The following is a 19,314-nucleotide window of genomic DNA, read 5'->3' on the forward strand; positions in this document are numbered from 1 at the left end:
ACTAGCAATCACCATTATATTAATGCTTTTATGCGAAAATATTAAATTAAAATCGTATTAAAACTTCGTCATGAGTATTGAAAGCTTAATAAAATAAAGCATTTTATTGATTTCAGCATAGCACTGCTATGGTTAAATCAAAAAATGCAGCGAAGCATTTGATTTTGCAGAGATTTCGATATGAAATAGATTTTTTAATGCTTAATTCGGGTTTAAAGAACACAAATTTAATGTCACCAAAAATCAACTCCTACTGTTTGTGAGTTCCCTTCATATTCATAGGGAGATCCTAATTCAACAAAACTAGAAGCATTTTTCCATCTACCTGCAGCTACTGCTTGGTAAGCTCGCGCCTGATTCCCTGAAAATAAAGACTTAAAAAGGAATACTAAAAATTAACAAAATCCAAAAAAGACAAAAAAAAAACCATCAAAATACTATTAATTCACACCCCATAAATCACATTCAATATAATTTCAAGTAAGCCTTAGCTGATAATTCAATCTTTATTTACATTAGCATTTTTAGTCCACAAAAAAATGCGACCCCTTTACAAATAAAGAAATCGCATTTTTTAAAAATAGCATGCTACTTTTTATTCTGTTATTGCAGCATTTGATAAGTTATTTAAAGCTCCAGTAATCGTAGTTATAATTTTTTCATTATCAGTAATCCCATGTCTTTTTACCAAATATGCAGGATCATTATATGAAACATGAACAACCCCATCTGCATTTTCCCATACCAACATTTTTTGTGGTAAATCCAAGGCTGTTGTTTGAGCATTTTGCATTAACGGAGTTCCCAAATTTGGGTTTCCAAATATAATTAAACGTGTTGGATTTAATTCCAACCCCACGTTCTCTGCATTTGATTGATGGTTTACCTCTGCTATGATTCTAAGATTAGGATTTCCTGAAATTGCACCTTGTAACTTAGCATAAGTATCATTAAATGATTGCTTACTTATTTTTGTCACCACTCCTTCTGAGTTATCAACTGTACTTTCCTCCGGCATTGAAACCACTTCATTATCTCCAGCATTAGCTGTTAAATTTTTCAAAGCACCAGATATCATTGATAAGGTTGGCGCTTCCAATACATCATGCCTACTTGATAAATATAATGTGTTGTTGTATGACAAAAACACTTCATCTTGATTATCTTGGTAAACTAGTATTTTTTGAGGTAAATCAAGCCCAGCAAGTTGATTTTTTTGCATTAGTGGCGTTCCTAAATTAGGGTTTCCAAAAAAGATAATTCTTGTTGGATTCAACTCTAAATCTACAGATTGCGCATTAGCTTGGTGGTTTACTTCAGCAACAATTTTAATTTTTTCATTTGCTTCTAAACTATTTTTCAAATTTAAATAGCTTTCATCAAAATCATTGTTACTAATTGAAAAGTTCATTCCAACGATGTTCGGCATATGTGGTTTTTTTGGTTCAGTCGGTAAATCGTCATCACTTTTACATGAAAACGGAAAAAATGTCAAAAATAAATAGAGTATTACAAAGACTTTCATAATAGTTAATAATTTAAGTTAGTGATAAATAATTGTGTTGAACATGAATGATATCCTAGCACTCCATAAACTTTCAAGCACCATACCTAACCAATAACTATTAATCTGATTTAATTACCAAGAGTTACCCAATAATTACTTGAATTAGTAAATCAAAAAATGTTACTCATTATAGCTTGAGTTGCCATAAAAAACTAGTATACAATTCATTAAAAAACAGAGAAAGAAAACCTAGAACACGACAGTAATCAATGCTTCTAAAAATTAATTTTTGAAACCTAGTACTAATTTTTAATCCTAAAATGCTTTCTCTATTTTGGTTATGTCTAAATTTACTCCATAAACTAACAAAAATTATCACTTATTTTCAATAATACTATTTGTTGTTTAAAATTACCATAATTCCAAATTGTTAATGAATACAAAACTACCCCTGTTTAATAGATATAAACAGGGGTAGCAATTCGTATTCTATGCACATAAAAATCTAAGAAAGAAATTACATACTTAGCAAATATAGTTTACACTTATTTTACAACAAGTCCACAAACAGACCATCATCATTTTTGGTAACACTTACAAGGGCATTTTTAGTTAAGCCCTTTATCGTTTTGTCCCATTTTTTATTACTTAAACCCGACTGAGCTTTTAGTTCATTTAAAGCTATTGGGTGCGCTCCTTTTAACAATGTAAATACCGCTTTTTCTTCATCAGTTAAGGCTACAGCCTTTTTTTCTGGGCGCATTTGCGGAAAGAATAACACTTCCTGTATCGACTGGTTATTGGTTAAATACATAATTAAACGATCCATTCCAATACCTAATCCAGAAGTTGGCGGCATACCATACTCTAAAGCCCTTACAAAATCATAATCTATAAACTCTCCAGCCTCATCATCGCCACGTTCAGCTAATTTTAACTGAGCCTCAAAACGCTCTAATTGATCTATTGGATCATTTAATTCTGAATATGCATTGGCTATTTCTTTTCCACAAACCATTAACTCAAAACGTTCTGTCAATTCTGGATTATCGCGGTGAGTTTTACACAATGGACTCATTTCCTTTGGGTAATCGGTAATAAAAGTTGGCTGAATGTAATTCCCTTCACATTTTTCACCAAACATTTCATCTATCAATTTTCCTTTACCCATGGTTTTATCTACATCAATCCCCATACCTTTAGCAGCCTCAAAAAGCTCCTCTTCGGTTTTTCCTGTAATGTCAAAACCTGTAAAATGTTTTATGGAATCTGCCATTGTTACACGTGCATATGGCGCTTTAAAATCAATTTCATGCTCCCCAAAAGTGGCTTTTGATGTTCCATTAACAGCTATGGCACAATACTCAAGCAGTTGCTCAGTAAAATCCATCATCCAATTGTAATCCTTGTAGGCTACATAGATTTCCATAGCCGTAAATTCGGGATTATGGGTACGATCCATTCCTTCGTTTCGGAAGTTTTTCGAAAACTCATATACCCCATCAAAACCTCCAACAATCAATCTTTTTAAGTATAACTCATTGGCTATTCGCATATATAGTGGAATATCCAATGAATTATGATGTGTTGTAAACGGACGAGCAGATGCTCCTCCTGGTATCGGCTGCAAAATCGGCGTTTCAACTTCAAAGTATTCGCGTTCATTAAAAAACTGACGCATGGCATTAAACAACTTTGTTCGCTTAACAAAAACTTCCTTTACATGCGGATTCACTACCAAATCGGCATAACGCTGACGGTAACGTAATTCTGGATCATTAAATTCATCATACGTATTTCCTTCGCTATCTGTTTTAGGTAGCGGCAATGGTTTTAAGGCTTTACTTAGTAATTTAAAGTCTTTTACAGCAACGGTAATTTCACCTACCTGAGTGATAAACAATTCACCTTCGATGCCAATAAAATCACCTAAATCTAATAGTTTTTTAAATAACTCATTGTATTGGGTTTTATCATCACCTGTACAAATTTCGTCACGATTAAAATACACTTGAATACGTCCTTCTGCATCTTGAATTTCTGCAAATGAGGCTTTTCCTTGTACTTTTTTACGCATTAAGCGTCCTGCAATTATTACTTTTTTACCTTCGGTATAGTTTTCCTTTATTGATTTTGAAGTATTGTCTAAGGGAAATAAGTCCGCTGGATAGGGATTTATACCCATTTCGCGAAGCGTTTTTAACTTGTCTCTACGTACCAGTTCTTGTTCAGATAATTGCATGCTATAAATTTAAGACTGCAAAGATAGGTAAGTAAATTATGATTTATAAATTATGAATTGTGATTTTTTAGCAAGCTGCAATTTTATATAAATTTTAATTCATGTATTTTTTATTGCGTGAAGGATTGCAGTGAAAATCCCACAGCCCGACGATAGGAGGTGCGAGGAATTGCAACGAAAAGCCTGACCCTTGGGGCACGCCCAAAATATAGTAGATTTTAATACTCAAAACGAAGTTCTACTCCAGAATGGGGATTACAAAAAAAGAGATTACCATGTAAGGCAATCTCTTTTATTAATTACTAGTTTTATGAACAAGACTTATTTTAACAACACTATTTCCACCCTTCGGTTAAGGGCTCTTCCTTGTTTTGTTGTATTGTCTGCTATCGGATTTTCTTCACCATGACCAACTGCTTTTAAACGTTTGGTTCCAATTCCATTTTCGACAAAATAAGCCAATACAGCATAAGCTCTATTTTGCGACAATTTTAAATTTAATGCTGCTGAACCAACACTATCTGTATATCCATCAATTTCGAAATTTGAGTCCGGATACTTGTTTAAAATAGCCAAAATTGAAGTTAATGAAGCAAAAGTTTCCGATGTAAATGTTGTTTTACCAGAAGCAAAATTGATGGTTTTTGCATATTCATTGATCGTTTCTACTACCTCTTTTGCTTTTTCTACATCGTCATTTAAATTTGTGATATTTGGACAGCCATTATTAGCTACTAATCCAAATTTATCTGGACAAGCATCTTTACTATCTTCAATACCATCATTATCGGTATCAATAACTACAGGTTCTATTTTAGGACATCCATTATTTTCAACAAGTCCAAATTCATTTGGACACTCATCAACTGAATCTAAGACCCCATCATTATCGGTATCTAATTCCACTACTTCTTCAACAACCTCCTCTACCACTGGCAATGGACACCCATTATTATCGGCAGGACCAGCCTCTTTTGGACATGCGTCATATTTATCATAAACCCCGTCCTTATCTTTATCCTTTAACTTATTCTGATATATAGGCAATTTTAATCCTGCATATACATCTGCTGTTTTAGATTTACCCATTAAATTGGTCAAAATACTCCCCGAACCAATAAATACAGGCCCTAATCTTATACCTGCACCCCATATAAAACCACCATACTCCCGAATACTTAAAGGAGAATACACACTAGTCCACTTAGTTTCTAAACGTGGTGTTAATGATACCGTATTTGCTATGCGATTAGCATTCGCAGTATCTTCATTAATCAATGATAGGTCGGCATTTAAATTAAGGTAGAATTTTTTGTAAGCATTCCAATCAACATTCACATGCATAGCTGCAGGTAACTTAATTTTTGAACTTATAATTTCTTCAGTAGGATTTAATAACGGTTCTATTTCTTCTTCAAAATTTCCATCCTCAATAGTTTCTCTATCAATAGCCACTCCATTTAAATTGTAATTGGTATTAAGGCCCTCTTTATATTTCAAGCTTCCTATATCGGTAATGGATAACCCAGCCTTTAAATAATACTTGTTTTTATACTTTAGAGGAACTAAATTCCCATTAACATCCTTGGTTTTATACTTATCGGCTTCTGGCCTCCACTCATAAACAAAACCTAGATCAAATCCTACTCCCGATGCTTGTGCTTTGTATGCTATGTCGTCATCATTTTCAAAAGCTTCACCATCATTATCAACATCGAAATTATTACTAAATGCATAATCCCCCGTTCCATTACCTCTAAATTCACCATTAATTGTTGATGGAGGATTTAGTACAAATGGATCATAATCAATACTTGCATTGTTAGTAATAGCTGAGGCATAACCATATCCTTGTAAATACTTAAGTGTAAGTCCTCCTTTTAAAAAATGTTCTCCTTTATCGAACAACACCCTCCCGTAGGTCAATCCATATTCTGCCCAAGCATGTGCTGTAGCATTTACATTTAGGTTAGCAATATTTACTGGTACATTTTCATCTATTTTATCATCAAAAAGATCAATAACTTCTCCATTGATATTGTTTATGCTCCCAAAAACACGCACTCTTGTACTTAAAGCTATGGAATTATTACTGTTGATATTAAACATCAACGATGGTCCTAACACATCCACATTGATTAATCCATTATTGTCATTACTTAAGGTTAATATTCTATCTGCATCAAACTCATAATCATCACCAAAAGAATCAAAAAGACTTATTTCGGCATAGTCATTACCTAAAAAAGCACTTGCCGATGTTAAGTTTAAATCAAACTTAAAACGAGAATCTACTACATTAGCTGGGTTTGCAATTACGCCATGAACCCCGCTGTAATTATCTGTTAAAAACCCCACATAACTTTGTCCATAATTAATAAATGGTATAAGAAATAAAGATAGTTTTAGTAATTTTTGTTTCATATATACTTATTTTAAATTCTTAACACTTGTCTTTTTACAAAAATGCACTTTATCCGATATTTAATGCATTTAAAAGGCGAAAATAATAAATTGTACTTACAAAATAACAAAACAGCAAAAATAATAAATAGATTAAAATCAGTATTTTAACTAAAAAATTATACCCTTACTATTTTTCCTTACCAAACACCCTTATTTCTTACTCAATAAAAAACCTTAATCAAACGGCATATGCTTTAAAAAATTAAATTAGTTATATTTATTACACACAAATTTATAATTCAAATGATCCGTAAAATCCTGTATGCCATAACCTTTTTAATTACTTTATTATTGGCCTATCTGATTTTTAATTTTATCAAATTTTCCTATAAACAAGATCACCTCACGCTTATTAAAGGGACACAAACTACTACTGAGCTCAAAAAAAATATCAACAACTCGTTATCTGAAGTTATGAATGAAGGAGTTGCTTTTAAGCAACTCCTTGAAACCAGAGAATTTTCTTTAGAAGCACTAGAATCATTAATTAAAGAACGTTCCTTTAAGTTAACTACCATATTAGGAATTACGGTGGCTTATGAAGCTTATTCCTTTACGAATACAAAAAAGCTATATGCCCCCTACTATGACAAAAATCAAAACAAGCTTATACAAATAGGTGAGCTATATGATTATACCGACCCTTCATTAGAAACTTCGAGTTGGTATGTAAATGTTGCCCAAAAAGGCCCGCATTGGATAGAACCTTATTATGCCAAAGGTGCGCAAGCTTTGGTATCGGACTACAGCATCCCATTTTACTATACCAATGGCCCTAAAAAAGGTCAATATCGAGGCGTAGTTACTATGACGATTTCGTTAAAAGGCTTTACAGATATGATCCATTCAATAAGCTTAGGGAAAACTGGTTTTGGTTTTGTTACCTCTGAAAAAGGAAAGCTACTCGCACACCCTATAAACGAATACGTTGGTTTAAAAAATATTTATGATTTAATTAAAGAAGAAAAAAATGAAGCGCTAATAAAAGCCTATCAAGGAATACTTGACCATAAAACAGGACATGTTACTTATAATGATGCCTCAAAAAAACAAAAAGCCTTATTTTTTTATGACAATGTTCCTATTTCTAACTGGAAAATTGCTGTTCAATTTTTTAAAAATGACTTACTCAAAAACCAAGAATTATATAAACGAAAGTATATTAATCTCTCCATTGTAACCAGTTTTTTGTTTTTACTATTATTAGCCAATTTTTACAACAGAGATCATTTATCTACTTCCGAAATTTGGTATTTAAGCCTTTTTAGTACTTCTATTTTATTAGCGAATATCTTTTTAATTGGTTATTTACAACACACCAAAGCCAATGCTAATGTAAGAAACGAAAGTCCTCCTATTACGGACAAAACAGCACTAAATAACATTGTAAACGCCCAATTATTTAAGGCGAAAAAATTATCAAAACCACCAAAAAAAGTGGTTCCTACGGGAATATACATTGAGCGCCTTGAATTTAATGATTCTTATAATGTTAATATCAGTGGTACCTTATGACAAAAATATCATACCGATTTTGCTCAAAACGTTTCAAAAGGTTTTAAATTCCCTCAAATAGCGCCTTTTGCCGAATCGTCTTTTATCGAGGAAGTTTACCGAGAACAACAACAAAACCACCTTTTAATTGGTTACAATTTTAGAACTACCATTAGACTAAATTTTGATTATAGTGATTACCCTTTTGACAAACGAAATATAGATTTGGAAATTCAACCTCTTAAAAACAGTGACCACCTCCTTTTAGTTCCCGATTTAAAAGGGTACACCTATACAAATCCCTTACAAAAAAGTGGGATGAATAATAAAATAAGACTTCCTGGAAGCAAAATTTTAGAAACTTATTTTAATTATTCATTTTACACCTATGCTACTAACTTTGGTTTTAAGGACAATACTGACTTTGAAGAAACTCCTATTTTACACTTTAACATTAATGTTCGCGAAGTGCTAATTACTGCTTTCATCACATATCTCATTCCTATTTTTGTCACGTTAGTAATGATTTTTATTTTTATTTATTCCACGCCTCGTTCCAAAGACGGACGGATTGATGGAGGAACTATTGTACAAGGTATGACGGCCTTTTTCTTTGTACTCATATTTTCTCATATCGATCTTAGAAAAAATATTGAAACTGCTGATCTTATCTACATGGAATATTTTTATTTCATCACCTATATCATTATAATATTAGCCACTTATAACCTCATCACTTTTTCTAGAATACCACACAAACTATTCGATTTTAAAGACAATCTTATTGTAAAAGCATCCTACTGGCCCTTATTTTTATTAATGGTTTTAGGGATTAGCCTATTTAATTTTTATTAATATTACACTTTATATCTAATTTAATCAATTTGAATTCTTTAAAAAAAAGAAATTTTGGACTTGATCTTTTGAGAGCCTTATCGATTTGGCTCGTTCTACTTCAACATGCCGGTATTAATATCCCAGGTCTAAAACCGATGAAGATTGGAACCATAGGTGTGGAAATTTTTTTTGTTATAAGTGGCTTTTTAATTGGTGGAATCCTTTTAAAGTCTATTGATGAAAAAAAAGGCATAATAAACACTCTTAAAAACTTTTGGATTCGTAGGTGGATGAGAACACTACCTTTGTATTATACTGTATTATTATTCAAATATATAGTTATCGACAACTCCATTGGTTGGAAGCTTATATATTATATTTTTTTTTTACAAAACAACTTACATCATGGTCCTAGTTTTCTAGGTGTCTCCTGGAGTCTTGTTTTAGAGGAATGGTTCTATCTATTTTGTCCAATATATTTACTTTTTTTAAACCACTTTTTAAAAAAAAGGAATCAAATTATTTTTTTTATAACCCTATTCATAACCAGTATTGTAATCTTACGTACTCGTTGGGTTTTAATTGAAAATGTATCTTTCGATAATGTTAATGCCTATTTCCCTTATCGATTTGACAGTATGTTTATTGGTGTTCTTTTGTCTTATTTAAACATCAATAAACCTTTGTTTTTTTCTGTTTTAAAATCTAAAAAGGTTTTTATAATTGGCCTGTTATTATTCATTTCGTACCTCTTTTTTTACTGGAATCTAGCTGTAAATAATCTCATAAACAAGACTTATGTACCCAGAACTATTGGTTTTTTTATCCTACCATTTTCGATTGGACTCACCTTGCCATATATTTCAACTTTAAAAATAAATTTCTATCAGAATAATTTAAAAAAAATTATCTTTTATTATATAACTTGGACTAGTTTGTTAACTTATTCCATCTATCTTATTCATCCTTTTATTTATAATTATTTCATTGATAATAAAAAAATAACTAATATTTTTTTATTAAATTTTATCTCAGCTATTATCATTACTTACATAACTTCTTACCTAATATTCAAAAACTTTGAAAACCCTATACTTAAACTTAGAGATAAAATATCCTCATAAAATAAACATATATAAATGTTAAAATTTAATTTTGAAACGAACATTCCAATATATTTGTAGTATCATTCAAGCTTATGCCCAGACCCGAAGATTTCCATAGAGAACAAGTTCTAACAAAAATCCAAAATGTATTTTGGATTAAGGGCTATAACGGTACTTCCATGCAAGATTTAGTAGATGCTTCGGGCTTAAACAGAAGTAGTATTTATAATTCTTTTGGAAATAAAATGGAATTATATAAACTAGTATTAAAAAATTACCAACATGAAAATAAAACGGTATTGGATCAAATTTGCTCCAATAAAAATGGTTTAGCTAGTATTCAATCCTTATTTGATGTCACCATTGACTATATGATTAATGACAAAGAGCGTAAAGGCTGTATGTTTATTAATTGTAATACCGAAATGGGCAATCAAAATATCCTGTTACAGGAAATCACAAAAAATAATCAAGAAACTCTTGTTCAATTTTTTAAAGATTTAATTGAAAAAGGAAAAAAAGATGGTAGCATTCAAATCAATAAAGATAGTATAACATTAGCCTACTATTTAGTAAGCTCATTTCAAGGTTTACGTATAACAGGAATGAATACAAAAAATAGAAGTTTTTTAGAAAGCATAGTAGAGAATATCATTAAAACAATCACCTAATATTTTTTTAATCTAATTTGAAACGATCGTTTCATAATAAATTTAACATATGAAAAAGTTTGAAAACAAAGTTGTAGTAGTAACCGGAGGAAATTCTGGAATTGGGCTTGCCACCGTAAAAGGTTTTTTAAACGAAGGCGCTAAAGTGGTATTTTCGGGTCGAAGACAAGAAGCTCTTGACCAAGTAAGTAATGAACTAACGGGTCAATACAAAGCGGTACTCGCTGATCAAGGCAAACTAGCTGATAATAAAAAATTAATTGACCAAACTGTGGCCACATATGGTAAAATTGACGTAGTTTTTGCCAATGCAGGTGTGGCTCAATTTTCTCCAGCAGATCAAATTAATGAAGATTTTTTTGACAATCAATTCGATATTAATATTAAAGGTCCTGCCTTTTTAATAAAGGAAGCCATTCCAAATTTGAATGATGGAGCAAGTATTATTTTTAACACTTCGATATCCAATCAAAAAGGTTTTCAAGGAGGTGCCGTATATAGCGCAACAAAAGGCGCTTTACGCTCCTATGCACGTGTACTTACTACCGAGCTTGCTCCTCGAAACATTAGAGTAAACTCAGTTGCTCCTGGACCAATAACCACTCCTATTTATAATAAAATGGATGGCATGAATGAAGAACAACTTGAACAAATGGGTGCTAGTTTTGCTCAAAGTGTGCCATTAAAACGCTTTGGAGAATCTAAAGAAATTGCTGATGCTGTGTTATTTTTAGCAAGTACCGAAGCTAGCTATGTAAACGGCATAGAATTGGAAGTTGATGGAGGAATGACTCAAATTTAGCATATTATCACAACCACTAAGCTGGATTGACATTTAACAATTCAGCTTAGTTTTGCTCTGACTTCACGAGTAAAACTTACTTTTATTCCAGGTGATAATGTATTTGTATAATAATCTGTAGTAAAATGAAGTAACTCTTCCTTTAATTCTGGGTAATTATCCGAAATTTTTAATAGCATCCAAAAAGCTCTAATTCTGGTTGATGGTATTTTTTTTATGTCTTCCCAAATAGTCATACAACTGTCAAATAGCTTCCCTTCTTGTACTTCGTTAAGTCGCATTTTATCTAAAATAATTAAAAGTTGCCGCTGATGTCCATCATGATTTTTAATTTTAGATAAACATTCAATATACCTATCCACATACTTTAACAAACTAACATCATTTTTTTTCATCATATGTCCCAATAACATAGCACAACGCCAAGCTTGTTTATGTGATAAAGATAATGATGCAGTTATCAGTTCAGCATAAAGCTGTGGATGCTCATGTATGTAAGCAATCATTTGATCATTTTTATTAAAATGATTGAAAATATAATCAATAGAAAAAATCTGTTTTGGCATAATTTTGGATGATAAAATCATTTAATTTTATACTCAAATTTAATCTTATTATTAAATTTTTAACTTAAAACAATTATTATCATGAAAAAAGCAATCATTTGTATCACTCTTGCTAGCACCACCTTATTCACAAGCTGTATTGGTTCATTTAGTGCATTCAATGGTTTACGCGATTGGAACGAAAGTGTAACTGACAATCAATTTGGAAACGAAGTCATTTTTTTAGCACTATGGATTATTCCAGTGTATCAGTTAGCCACTTTAGGTGATTTGATCGTTTTTAATGCCATTGAATTTTGGGGAGGCGATAATCCTATAGCGATGAAAGAAGGTGACTCCGAAACTCGTATTGTAAAAAGCAAAGGAAATACCTACCAAATTACAGCTACAAAAAACAGATTCCATGTAGCCATAATAGAGGGTAAAAGAAAAGGAGAAACTAGCGATTTAATATATGCTCCTGAGGATAAAAGCTGGAGTGCCATTAAAGCAAATGGAGAAAAAGTAAAACTTACTTCATTAAAAAAAGGTTTACGTATGGTTCATTTACCTAATGGAGAAAGTATCCATGTACAACCTGGAATGAGTAAAGTAGCTACTGTAAATTATTTAGATCAAAAATTAGCCACTTATGATTTATGCGAATACGCTGAGTTAGATTAAAACACTTTAAACCTCATTCAAAATGTTATATTTTTATCATTTTGAATGAGGTTATTTTATTAAAAAAAACACTTCCTAACAAACTACTTATCAAATTTATAGATTGAGATTGTTATTACTTTCTAGCGTTGTTTATAAATTATTCCTTAAATTATATCATAATAGGAAAACCATTATGAAATCAATCAGCATGCTTAATCTCTGCTTCCTTTTGTTAATTGGAATATCTTGCTCAAGTAGCGACAACAATGATACAGGAACAGTTCCTCCTGGTATGTCTCAAAATCCTAAACCGGATGAAAAACCAGATCCAGAAACTATAGTGCTTGGGGATTGGAAACTGGAATGGGAAGATAATTTTGACACCAATTTAAATCAATGGGATATATGGGAAGGTGGTGCTTTTAATAATGAAATTCAACTCTACAGAAGCGAACAACTTTCCTTAGCCGATGGCATCCTGAGTATTAAAGCTAATAGGATGGCTATAAGTGGCCCTACAAATCCTTTTGATACTACGGTAAAAGACTTTTCATACGTATCTGGTCGTATTGAAACTAAAGTAACTTATGGTCCAGAAAACACCAATGGAAAAAGAGAATATCGTATTATATCGCGCATTAAACTCCCTAAAGGTTTTGGGATGTGGCCGGCATTTTGGACTTTTGCAGATCCTTGGCCTACAAAAGGCGAAATTGACATTTTAGAGGCCAGAGGCAATCAACCTCACACACTAGCTTCAAATATCTTTTATGGTTCGCAAGCAGGAAATTCTCAACTAAAACAAAGTGATACAAAAAAAGAATATACCGTTACACCCGATACTAGGGCCGATTTTCATGAATATGAGTTAATCTGGAAAAAAGAAGGTCTGCAAATTTTATTTGATGGTGAATTACTTGGAACTTATGAAGCCTCAGAAAAAAATGGTCTTGTTCAATTTTTTGGAAGTAAGCATAAAATTATTTTAAATCTAGCCGTTGGTGGCTTATTTTTCCCTCCAAACAGTGATCCTAAAGATTTTCCAGATACCGCTGTAATGGAAGTAGATTGGGTAAAAGTTTACAAGCGCTAAATACAACTGCTTAACACAATCTTATTATTAAAATTCTAATTTTCCAACCACAATTTAAAATCTTTTACTTTTTCCCTGCTCACAATTACTTCTGAAGCATCAAAATGGTGTAATTTTAATTCTAATCTGGAATTTGTGTACGAAATGATATCTTTAATTGCAGTAATATTTACAAAAAACTTGCGGCTTACTCGGTAAAAAGAAGCTGGATCCAACTCCTCCTCTAGTTGTTCTAAAGTAAGATCCATTAAATAACTCCGATTACTTGAAGTATGTAAATAAGTCCCTTTATTTTCCGAATAAAAACATTCTATATCATTTACATTAAAAATTTTTAAATGCTGCCCTACTCTTATTGTAAAGCGTTGTTTATATTCCTTTTGGTCCGAAAAATTCAACAATGTTTTTAATGCATTATAATCTAACTGTACATTAGACGATCTTAGCTGTGATTTAAACTTCACTACAGCCTGTTCCAACTCATCGGCATCTATTGGTTTTAATAAATAATCAATGCTTTTTAACTTAAAAGCCTTTAATGCATATTCATCATAGGCTGTGGTAAAAATAATAGAACTATCTACGGTAACCTCATCAAAAATTTCAAACGAAAGACCATCACTCAATTGAATATCTAAAAAAACGAGGTCTGGATGCTGCTGTTGCCGAAACCATATAATAGCTTCTTCAACAGAATGAACTACATCCAACACTTTTAAATTAATCGCTTCTACCATACGCTTTAATCTGCGCGCCGATGGTTTTTCATCTTCAATGATTAATGTGGTTATTATTCCCATCTGTCCGTTTTTTCTTTTTTCTGTAAAAACTCCTGCATCTTTCTATCTTCCCAATCCTTATTAAAAAAAGGATTGTAATTAAACGCTGTAATTCCATTTAAAATAACGCCTAAACCCCACCCCATAGCAGGCCAAATTACCCAAGGATAGGCAAGTTTATTTTGATAATAGTTAAGTGCAACCAGTCCTAATATAACCAAAATATAGGTCATTAAATTAGTATAAAATTTCTTAATTTTTTCTACACGTTCCTTCGCCTTATTATACTTATGCTCTTGTAAATTATCCATAATAATGATTTAAAAATTATCCTTTTCCATAAATTCTCTCATCTTACGTTCTTCCCAATTTTTGCCTAAAATCAAATTGCTATTAAATGTATGAAAACCATGCAATATTACTCCCAGCCCCCAACCGAACATTGGAAATAAAAACCAATAAAAGTGTGGCGAGGTGTAATGATTAAAAATAGCTAAACCAGGAATGACAACACAATATGAAATTAAATTGAAATAAAATCCTTTGATGTTTTCTACATACTCTTTTGCTTTTTGATAATCCCGATTTTCCTTGGTTGATATTGGTGTAATTGGCTCCATAACGGCGGTAATTTTTTTGGTTAACATGGGTAATTTTGCTATAAATTCAGTCCGTGTTTTTCGCACACTAAATAGTCTATTTGTTAATAATGCATAACGTTGTGTTATATTTGATAGGCCTACCCCACTATCACTTTGTATCACTTTTTTAGGCTGTAAATTATTTACAACATATAAAAAACCGGCTTCTTCATAAATTTTAATTTTTAGGGGGTTACTTGGCATGACCACATTATGTTTTACCGTGTTTTCTAACAATAGTTGTAATGATAAAGGCACAATTTTAGCTTCAGGATTCGATATCTGTTCTGGCAACAAAAGCTCTATACTGTCTTCGAACCTCATTTGCAATAATGACATATAAGTTTTAGCAAAAACTAACTCCTCATTTACAGATACTAAATCTTTGTTTTTTTGCTCCAATACATAGCGATATACTTTTGATAATGATGTGGTAAATCCCCTAGCTGCATTCGGGTTTTCTTCAATTAATGAGGTCAACACATTTAAACTGTTAAACAAAAAATGCGGGTCCAATTGATTTCTAAGTGCATCAAACTTAGCCGATGCAGTCCCCGCTATAATTTTTTGCTCATTTAACTTTTTCTCTTGATAGGCTTTATAAAAACCAATGGCCTGAAAAAATAAGGATACAGCTATGGTGAAAACTAACGGAAACCCATAATAAACTATACTTTCATTAGCTATAAAATCCTCAAAAGAATACTTCCTTTCAATGCCAACTATATGTATAATTCTACATAAAAAATAAGTGGGCATAACCACAACAATACTTCCTATAACACCCCAAAGTAAATTTTTAACTCCCTGCTCTTCCCAACTTATTTTTTTGTATAAAAAACTAAAAAAAGAAGCACAGGCAATGCTAATTAACCCACTATATAAAAGTGAAATACTAAAGGATTTAAAACTTAACAAAGCATCCAAAAAAGGAATTTTATAAAAGAAAACCACATTAATTACATGTATCACAACACTGACCGTGATACTTACCAAGCCTATTTTTTTTAGTTCTTTCATCCCTTAATAAAATTCAAATCCCTCTTTATAAACAAGGCACTTCCTTTACATTCTATAATTAACACACTAATTATTACATTCTTTTAATAACATTTCTACTCTTTCTTTTCCCCATGTTGGTCCAAAAGGCACTGTTGGTTTGTCCTTTTCAAATAAAAGTAAGCTTTTTTCAAAATCTTTACATAAAGGTGTTGTATCTTCTTTAAAAAACCTAGCAGCCCCTAATTTCCACTCTGCATAACTGGCATTTACCCGTGGGTTTTCAGGCGCTATTGCCATTGCAGTTTCGTAAATTTTAACAATTTTAGGCGCTAATTTTTGTGACAATGCTGCTGGGTTTTCCATCATTTGTGCCGTATACAAAAGCGCTTGGAGTACCATAATTTCTGGATTGTTAGCAGAATAGGTAGTCGCTGAATTTAAATTATTTTGGGCTTTTTCCAATTGCGCATTAATAATTTTTCGATCCTTTGTCCTAAAACTATTGGTAATATTTACGTTAGCCACATAGTAATAAGGCAACCAATTTTCCTTTTCGGCATTTGCAATACGTTCAAATAAATTACTCGCTTCCTCTATTTTATTTTCCTGCCAAAACCCAAAAGCTTTTTGCATTCCCTGTTCATAATTCCCTTGTGCTTTTATTGATAAAACAAGTAAGCATAAACTGATTATTGATATTATTTTTTTCATATTATTTGTTGTTAGTTCCCTTTCGGGAGAATTAAATTACGTTTCTATTACTTATTGATAAACTCTCTTATTTTTCGTTCTTCCCATGCTTTACCAAAAAACAATTGTGGGCTAAATAATTTAAATCCTCTTATGGCTAAGCCTAATCCCCAAAAAAATAATGGATAAAAAAACCACAAATGATAAGGGGCCGTTTTAAAATTAAATATTGCCAAAGCAGTTATTACCACACCATAAACCACCAAATTGTTATAAAACTCCTTAACTTTTTCAACGTGCGCTACTGCGGATTGATACTTTGTATTTTCGTTGTTATTTGATATTGATTCCATAATTGTTCCTATTTTATAGTTTGAATATTTAGTATTGATTTACATGTCAAATATCCTGACATTCAACAGTATTTCTATTTTTAACTTACCGAAGTGTAATTTTTAAAGGATGAATTGTAATTGCGCTAATTTTATTTGTCCTTCACTATAAATTTTCTAACTGATTTTTTTGTTTATTTTCACTAATGGTCCAAAAGAATCCTACAAAAAAGAAACGTTTAGCTGGCTGAGTAATCGCTCTTCGGTTAAAAATCCCATTGGCATCAGGCGAATTTGCATACTGATAATCCAATACATTATTAAAACCCAACACATTTGACACGGAGCAGAAAAGTATTTTTTGCTGACTAATTAAATATGCAAAATTGATACTCAAATCATTAAACGACTTGGTTTTATCATTTAAAAAACCAGTAGTATTAGGATTTGTAAATGACCTTCCTGAAGAAAAATTATAGGTAGCCCCTACTTGAGTACGCCAATCGGATATAAAATATTTGGTCACTAAGGAAAAATTATGGCTGGTTGCAAAAGGTGGGGCAGCAGCTTCGGGATAGTTTCTAAAATTTCTTTTTGTATCCAAATAAGAGTAGCTTACCCAATATTCGAAATTTTTGATACTTTTCCCATCTCTCCAAAACAAATCTAGTCCTTTAGCATTCCCATTACCCGAATTCCTGAAATCAGTAGCCGTAATCACCTGATCACCATTAAATTTAATTAAGTCAGTATATTTTTTGTAAAAAAGCTCTGCTCTAAATATTTGACGTTCTTTTTTATACAAATAATTAAGCAAAAAATGCGATGCCCTTTCGGGAGAAAGTGATTCTTCCATTTTTAATATCGCATTTTGTGGATTTTGATAAAAATCGCCGTAGGCAAATGCTAGTTGACCGTATTCCGAAGTTTTATGTGCCAACGAAAATCTTGGAGCTAGCGTTGTTTTTGAAAAAATGCCCGCATGCGATGCTCGTGCGCCAAACTTAGTTACAAATTTTGACCCGATCCGAAGCTTACCTTCTGCGAAAGCGGCAGAAATATTATTATCCAACGTACTGTTTTGAATCTCTTGATCTGGTACTGCTATTTTATCTTTAATACGAGTAACAAATTGTTCCACACCATAGGATACCTGAAAATTATTATCAAACTTTTTATTCAACTTTAATTTAGCATGTAAACTATTATCATTTGTTTTGATTCTGTTCACATCCTGTTTGGTGTCCGTAAAATCATTGGACAAGCTTATTCCTCCATTGACTTTCCATGAATTTCCCAATTTCCCCTTGTAAGTTGTATTTAGATAACTATTTCTATTTTTAAGTCCCACTAAAACACCCTGTGGCACATTAATATCTTCCTGAGTTAATTCAAAATCAGTGTAACTTAAAGCCGCATAAGTTTTAAGTAATCCTTTTTTGAATTTTTGGGTAAAAACTGTTTCCCCGCTTAAAACCTGAATAGGCTTGGAAAAATTTAATTGTTGCTTTATAATTTCCTGATAAGGCTTTAAATTGAAATAAGAAGTATTAAAAATAAGCGAACTTTTATCCCAAATTTTGGTAAACTGAGCACCTCCACCCACACTCATCAATTGAAGGTTTACTTCCTCCTCGTTAGGCTCATCAACTGTTTCCAAATTTAATATACTGGAAAGTGCCTGACCGTATTCCGCGGAATATCCTCCGGTAGAAAAATTGACTCCTTTAAATACAAATGGGGAATTTCGTCCTCGTGTGGGTGTATTATTTGCTGTGGCTAAAAACGGTTGAAATACTCGAGTACCATCAATAAAAACTTGTGTTTCGCTGGTATCCCCTCCACGGACAAACAAACGACCATCATTGGCATTGCTGGAGGTACCCGGCAGTGTTTGCAATGCGCCTACAGCATCCCCTAAAGCCCCAGCTGTTGTTACAATATCCATGGGAGTGAGCACTGCGGCTTTGCTATTATCACTGGCATCCATACTCCCTGCGGAAAGTACTACTTGCTCCAAACTACTAATACTTTGTTTTAATTTAACCAGAAGGTTTTGCATGACACTCACATCCATGTCTAAATACACATCCTCAAAAGAAATAAAAGAAATTTGTAATTTTTGGGTTCCCTCTAAATCAGTAGTAAAATTAAATTTACCTACAGTATCACTAGTAGCACCATCGTAACTTCCGACAAGGAAAATATTGGCCCCACTTAAAGGGTTTCCTTTTTGATCGGTTACTTTACCTGAAATTTGAGTTTGTGCCGCTATTGATTGGCTGGCAACTAGAACGAAAATAAACAAGACAATTAACTTCATTATTCCTTATGTTTTTGATTTGATACTTCAAAAATGGAATAATTGTATCCTGTATTGAACTAATAACTACTGAACTGTAGTATTTAAAGGTTGAAATGTCATGTCTTGAAGTAATATC

Annotated in this window: 17 protein-coding genes; 7 read left to right on the top strand and 10 right to left on the bottom strand. The window is 32.1% G+C overall.

What is annotated here, in order from left to right; translation table 11 throughout:
- Positions 1-595: 595 nt before the first annotated feature.
- The 3 genes from KQA_RS0212035 to KQA_RS0212045 all read right to left on the bottom strand — a co-directional run bounded on the left by KQA_RS0212035 (position 596) and on the right by KQA_RS0212045 (position 6,173).
- Positions 596-1,429 carry a DUF302 domain-containing protein gene (locus KQA_RS0212035; RefSeq protein WP_232285896.1) on the bottom strand — a complete coding sequence of 278 codons (834 nt, stop codon included), beginning with the start codon at positions 1,427-1,429 and terminating at the stop codon, positions 596-598.
- Positions 1,430-2,057: 628 nt separating this feature from the next.
- A complete protein-coding gene (gene lysS / locus KQA_RS0212040) occupies positions 2,058-3,749 on the bottom strand; it encodes a lysine--tRNA ligase (RefSeq protein WP_010181461.1) in 1,692 nt (563 codons plus the stop codon).
- Between the two features lie 321 nt (positions 3,750-4,070).
- The gene (locus KQA_RS0212045) at positions 4,071-6,173 is read right to left on the bottom strand and encodes a DUF5723 family protein (protein ID WP_010181463.1); all 2,103 of its coding nucleotides are present in this window, start codon (positions 6,171-6,173) and stop codon (positions 4,071-4,073) included.
- A 285-nt stretch (positions 6,174-6,458) separates the two neighbouring features.
- Between KQA_RS0212045 and KQA_RS0212050 the strand changes: the two genes are divergently transcribed.
- From KQA_RS0212050 to KQA_RS0212070, 5 genes are all read left to right on the top strand, one after another.
- The gene (locus tag KQA_RS0212050; RefSeq protein WP_029209576.1) at positions 6,459-7,730 is read left to right on the top strand and encodes a PDC sensor domain-containing protein; all 1,272 of its coding nucleotides are present in this window, start codon (positions 6,459-6,461) and stop codon (positions 7,728-7,730) included.
- Between the two features lie 204 nt (positions 7,731-7,934).
- Positions 7,935-8,564: a hypothetical protein gene (locus tag KQA_RS0212055; protein WP_029209577.1), complete on the top strand. Its 630-nt coding sequence runs from the start codon at positions 7,935-7,937 to the stop codon at positions 8,562-8,564.
- 29 nt (positions 8,565-8,593) lie between these two features.
- Positions 8,594-9,670: an acyltransferase family protein gene (locus tag KQA_RS19635; protein WP_010181464.1), complete on the top strand. Its 1,077-nt coding sequence runs from the start codon at positions 8,594-8,596 to the stop codon at positions 9,668-9,670.
- A gap of 74 nt (positions 9,671-9,744) precedes the next feature.
- The gene (locus KQA_RS0212065; protein ID WP_010181467.1) at positions 9,745-10,323 is read left to right on the top strand and encodes a TetR/AcrR family transcriptional regulator; all 579 of its coding nucleotides are present in this window, start codon (positions 9,745-9,747) and stop codon (positions 10,321-10,323) included.
- A gap of 49 nt (positions 10,324-10,372) precedes the next feature.
- A complete protein-coding gene (locus tag KQA_RS0212070) occupies positions 10,373-11,125 on the top strand; it encodes an SDR family oxidoreductase (protein ID WP_010181469.1) in 753 nt (250 codons plus the stop codon).
- Between the two features lie 41 nt (positions 11,126-11,166).
- Here KQA_RS0212070 and KQA_RS0212075 read toward each other — a convergent pair whose 3' ends face one another.
- A complete protein-coding gene (locus KQA_RS0212075; RefSeq protein ID WP_157366686.1) occupies positions 11,167-11,691 on the bottom strand; it encodes a hypothetical protein in 525 nt (174 codons plus the stop codon).
- Between the two features lie 81 nt (positions 11,692-11,772).
- Between KQA_RS0212075 and KQA_RS0212080 the strand changes: the two genes are divergently transcribed.
- Together KQA_RS0212080 and KQA_RS18945 are read left to right on the top strand one after the other, a co-directional pair.
- Positions 11,773-12,354, top strand: a complete 582-nt coding sequence (locus tag KQA_RS0212080) for a DUF3332 domain-containing protein (RefSeq protein WP_010181473.1) — start codon at positions 11,773-11,775, stop codon at positions 12,352-12,354.
- Between the two features lie 175 nt (positions 12,355-12,529).
- On the top strand, positions 12,530-13,429 hold the full coding sequence (locus tag KQA_RS18945; protein WP_081483263.1) for a glycoside hydrolase family 16 protein: 900 nt from the start codon (positions 12,530-12,532) through the stop codon (positions 13,427-13,429).
- A 35-nt stretch (positions 13,430-13,464) separates the two neighbouring features.
- Here the strand turns inward: KQA_RS18945 and KQA_RS0212090 are convergent, their stop codons facing one another.
- The 6 genes from KQA_RS0212090 to KQA_RS0212115 all read right to left on the bottom strand — a co-directional run bounded on the left by KQA_RS0212090 (position 13,465) and on the right by KQA_RS0212115 (position 19,196).
- Positions 13,465-14,220, bottom strand: a complete 756-nt coding sequence (locus KQA_RS0212090; RefSeq protein ID WP_157366687.1) for a LytR/AlgR family response regulator transcription factor — start codon at positions 14,218-14,220, stop codon at positions 13,465-13,467.
- Entirely contained in the window at positions 14,220-14,519 is a 300-nt protein-coding gene (locus tag KQA_RS0212095; RefSeq protein WP_010181480.1) for a 2TM domain-containing protein, read from the bottom strand. Before KQA_RS0212095 ends, KQA_RS0212090 begins: the two co-directional genes overlap by 1 nt.
- Positions 14,520-14,528: 9 nt before the next feature.
- Positions 14,529-15,869: a 2TM domain-containing protein gene (locus KQA_RS0212100; protein ID WP_010181482.1), complete on the bottom strand. Its 1,341-nt coding sequence runs from the start codon at positions 15,867-15,869 to the stop codon at positions 14,529-14,531.
- 66 nt (positions 15,870-15,935) lie between these two features.
- On the bottom strand, positions 15,936-16,562 hold the full coding sequence (locus KQA_RS0212105) for a tetratricopeptide repeat protein (RefSeq protein WP_010181484.1): 627 nt from the start codon (positions 16,560-16,562) through the stop codon (positions 15,936-15,938).
- Between the two features lie 47 nt (positions 16,563-16,609).
- Positions 16,610-16,894, bottom strand: coding sequence for a 2TM domain-containing protein (locus KQA_RS0212110; protein WP_010181486.1), 285 nt, complete (start codon positions 16,892-16,894; stop codon positions 16,610-16,612).
- Positions 16,895-17,039: 145 nt separating this feature from the next.
- Complete coding sequence (locus KQA_RS0212115; protein WP_010181488.1) at positions 17,040-19,196, bottom strand: TonB-dependent receptor; 2,157 nt, start codon at positions 19,194-19,196, stop codon at positions 17,040-17,042.
- Positions 19,197-19,314 lie beyond the last annotated feature (118 nt).

Origin of the sequence: Aquimarina agarilytica ZC1, from assembly GCF_000255455.1 — a bacterium.
Taxonomy (GTDB): domain Bacteria; phylum Bacteroidota; class Bacteroidia; order Flavobacteriales; family Flavobacteriaceae; genus Aquimarina; species Aquimarina agarilytica.

What these genes read in the sequence shown, in the direction of transcription:
- KQA_RS0212045 (WP_010181463.1), bottom strand. Translation starts at nt 6,173, where the DNA reads ATGAAACAAAAATTACTAAAACTATCTTTATTTCTTATACCATTTATT.
- KQA_RS0212050 (WP_029209576.1), top strand. Translation starts at nt 6,459, where the DNA reads ATGATCCGTAAAATCCTGTATGCCATAACCTTTTTAATTACTTTATTA.
- KQA_RS0212035 (WP_232285896.1), bottom strand. Translation starts at nt 1,429, where the DNA reads ATGCCGAACATCGTTGGAATGAACTTTTCAATTAGTAACAATGATTTT.
- KQA_RS0212105 (WP_010181484.1), bottom strand. Translation starts at nt 16,562, where the DNA reads ATGAAAAAAATAATATCAATAATCAGTTTATGCTTACTTGTTTTATCA.
- KQA_RS0212115 (WP_010181488.1), bottom strand. Translation starts at nt 19,196, where the DNA reads ATGAAGTTAATTGTCTTGTTTATTTTCGTTCTAGTTGCCAGCCAATCA.
- KQA_RS0212100 (WP_010181482.1), bottom strand. Translation starts at nt 15,869, where the DNA reads ATGAAAGAACTAAAAAAAATAGGCTTGGTAAGTATCACGGTCAGTGTT.
- KQA_RS0212080 (WP_010181473.1), top strand. Translation starts at nt 11,773, where the DNA reads ATGAAAAAAGCAATCATTTGTATCACTCTTGCTAGCACCACCTTATTC.
- KQA_RS0212075 (WP_157366686.1), bottom strand. Translation starts at nt 11,691, where the DNA reads ATGCCAAAACAGATTTTTTCTATTGATTATATTTTCAATCATTTTAAT.
- KQA_RS0212065 (WP_010181467.1), top strand. Translation starts at nt 9,745, where the DNA reads ATGCCCAGACCCGAAGATTTCCATAGAGAACAAGTTCTAACAAAAATC.
- KQA_RS0212110 (WP_010181486.1), bottom strand. Translation starts at nt 16,894, where the DNA reads ATGGAATCAATATCAAATAACAACGAAAATACAAAGTATCAATCCGCA.
- lysS (WP_010181461.1), bottom strand. Translation starts at nt 3,749, where the DNA reads ATGCAATTATCTGAACAAGAACTGGTACGTAGAGACAAGTTAAAAACG.
- KQA_RS0212070 (WP_010181469.1), top strand. Translation starts at nt 10,373, where the DNA reads ATGAAAAAGTTTGAAAACAAAGTTGTAGTAGTAACCGGAGGAAATTCT.
- KQA_RS18945 (WP_081483263.1), top strand. Translation starts at nt 12,530, where the DNA reads ATGAAATCAATCAGCATGCTTAATCTCTGCTTCCTTTTGTTAATTGGA.
- KQA_RS0212095 (WP_010181480.1), bottom strand. Translation starts at nt 14,519, where the DNA reads ATGGATAATTTACAAGAGCATAAGTATAATAAGGCGAAGGAACGTGTA.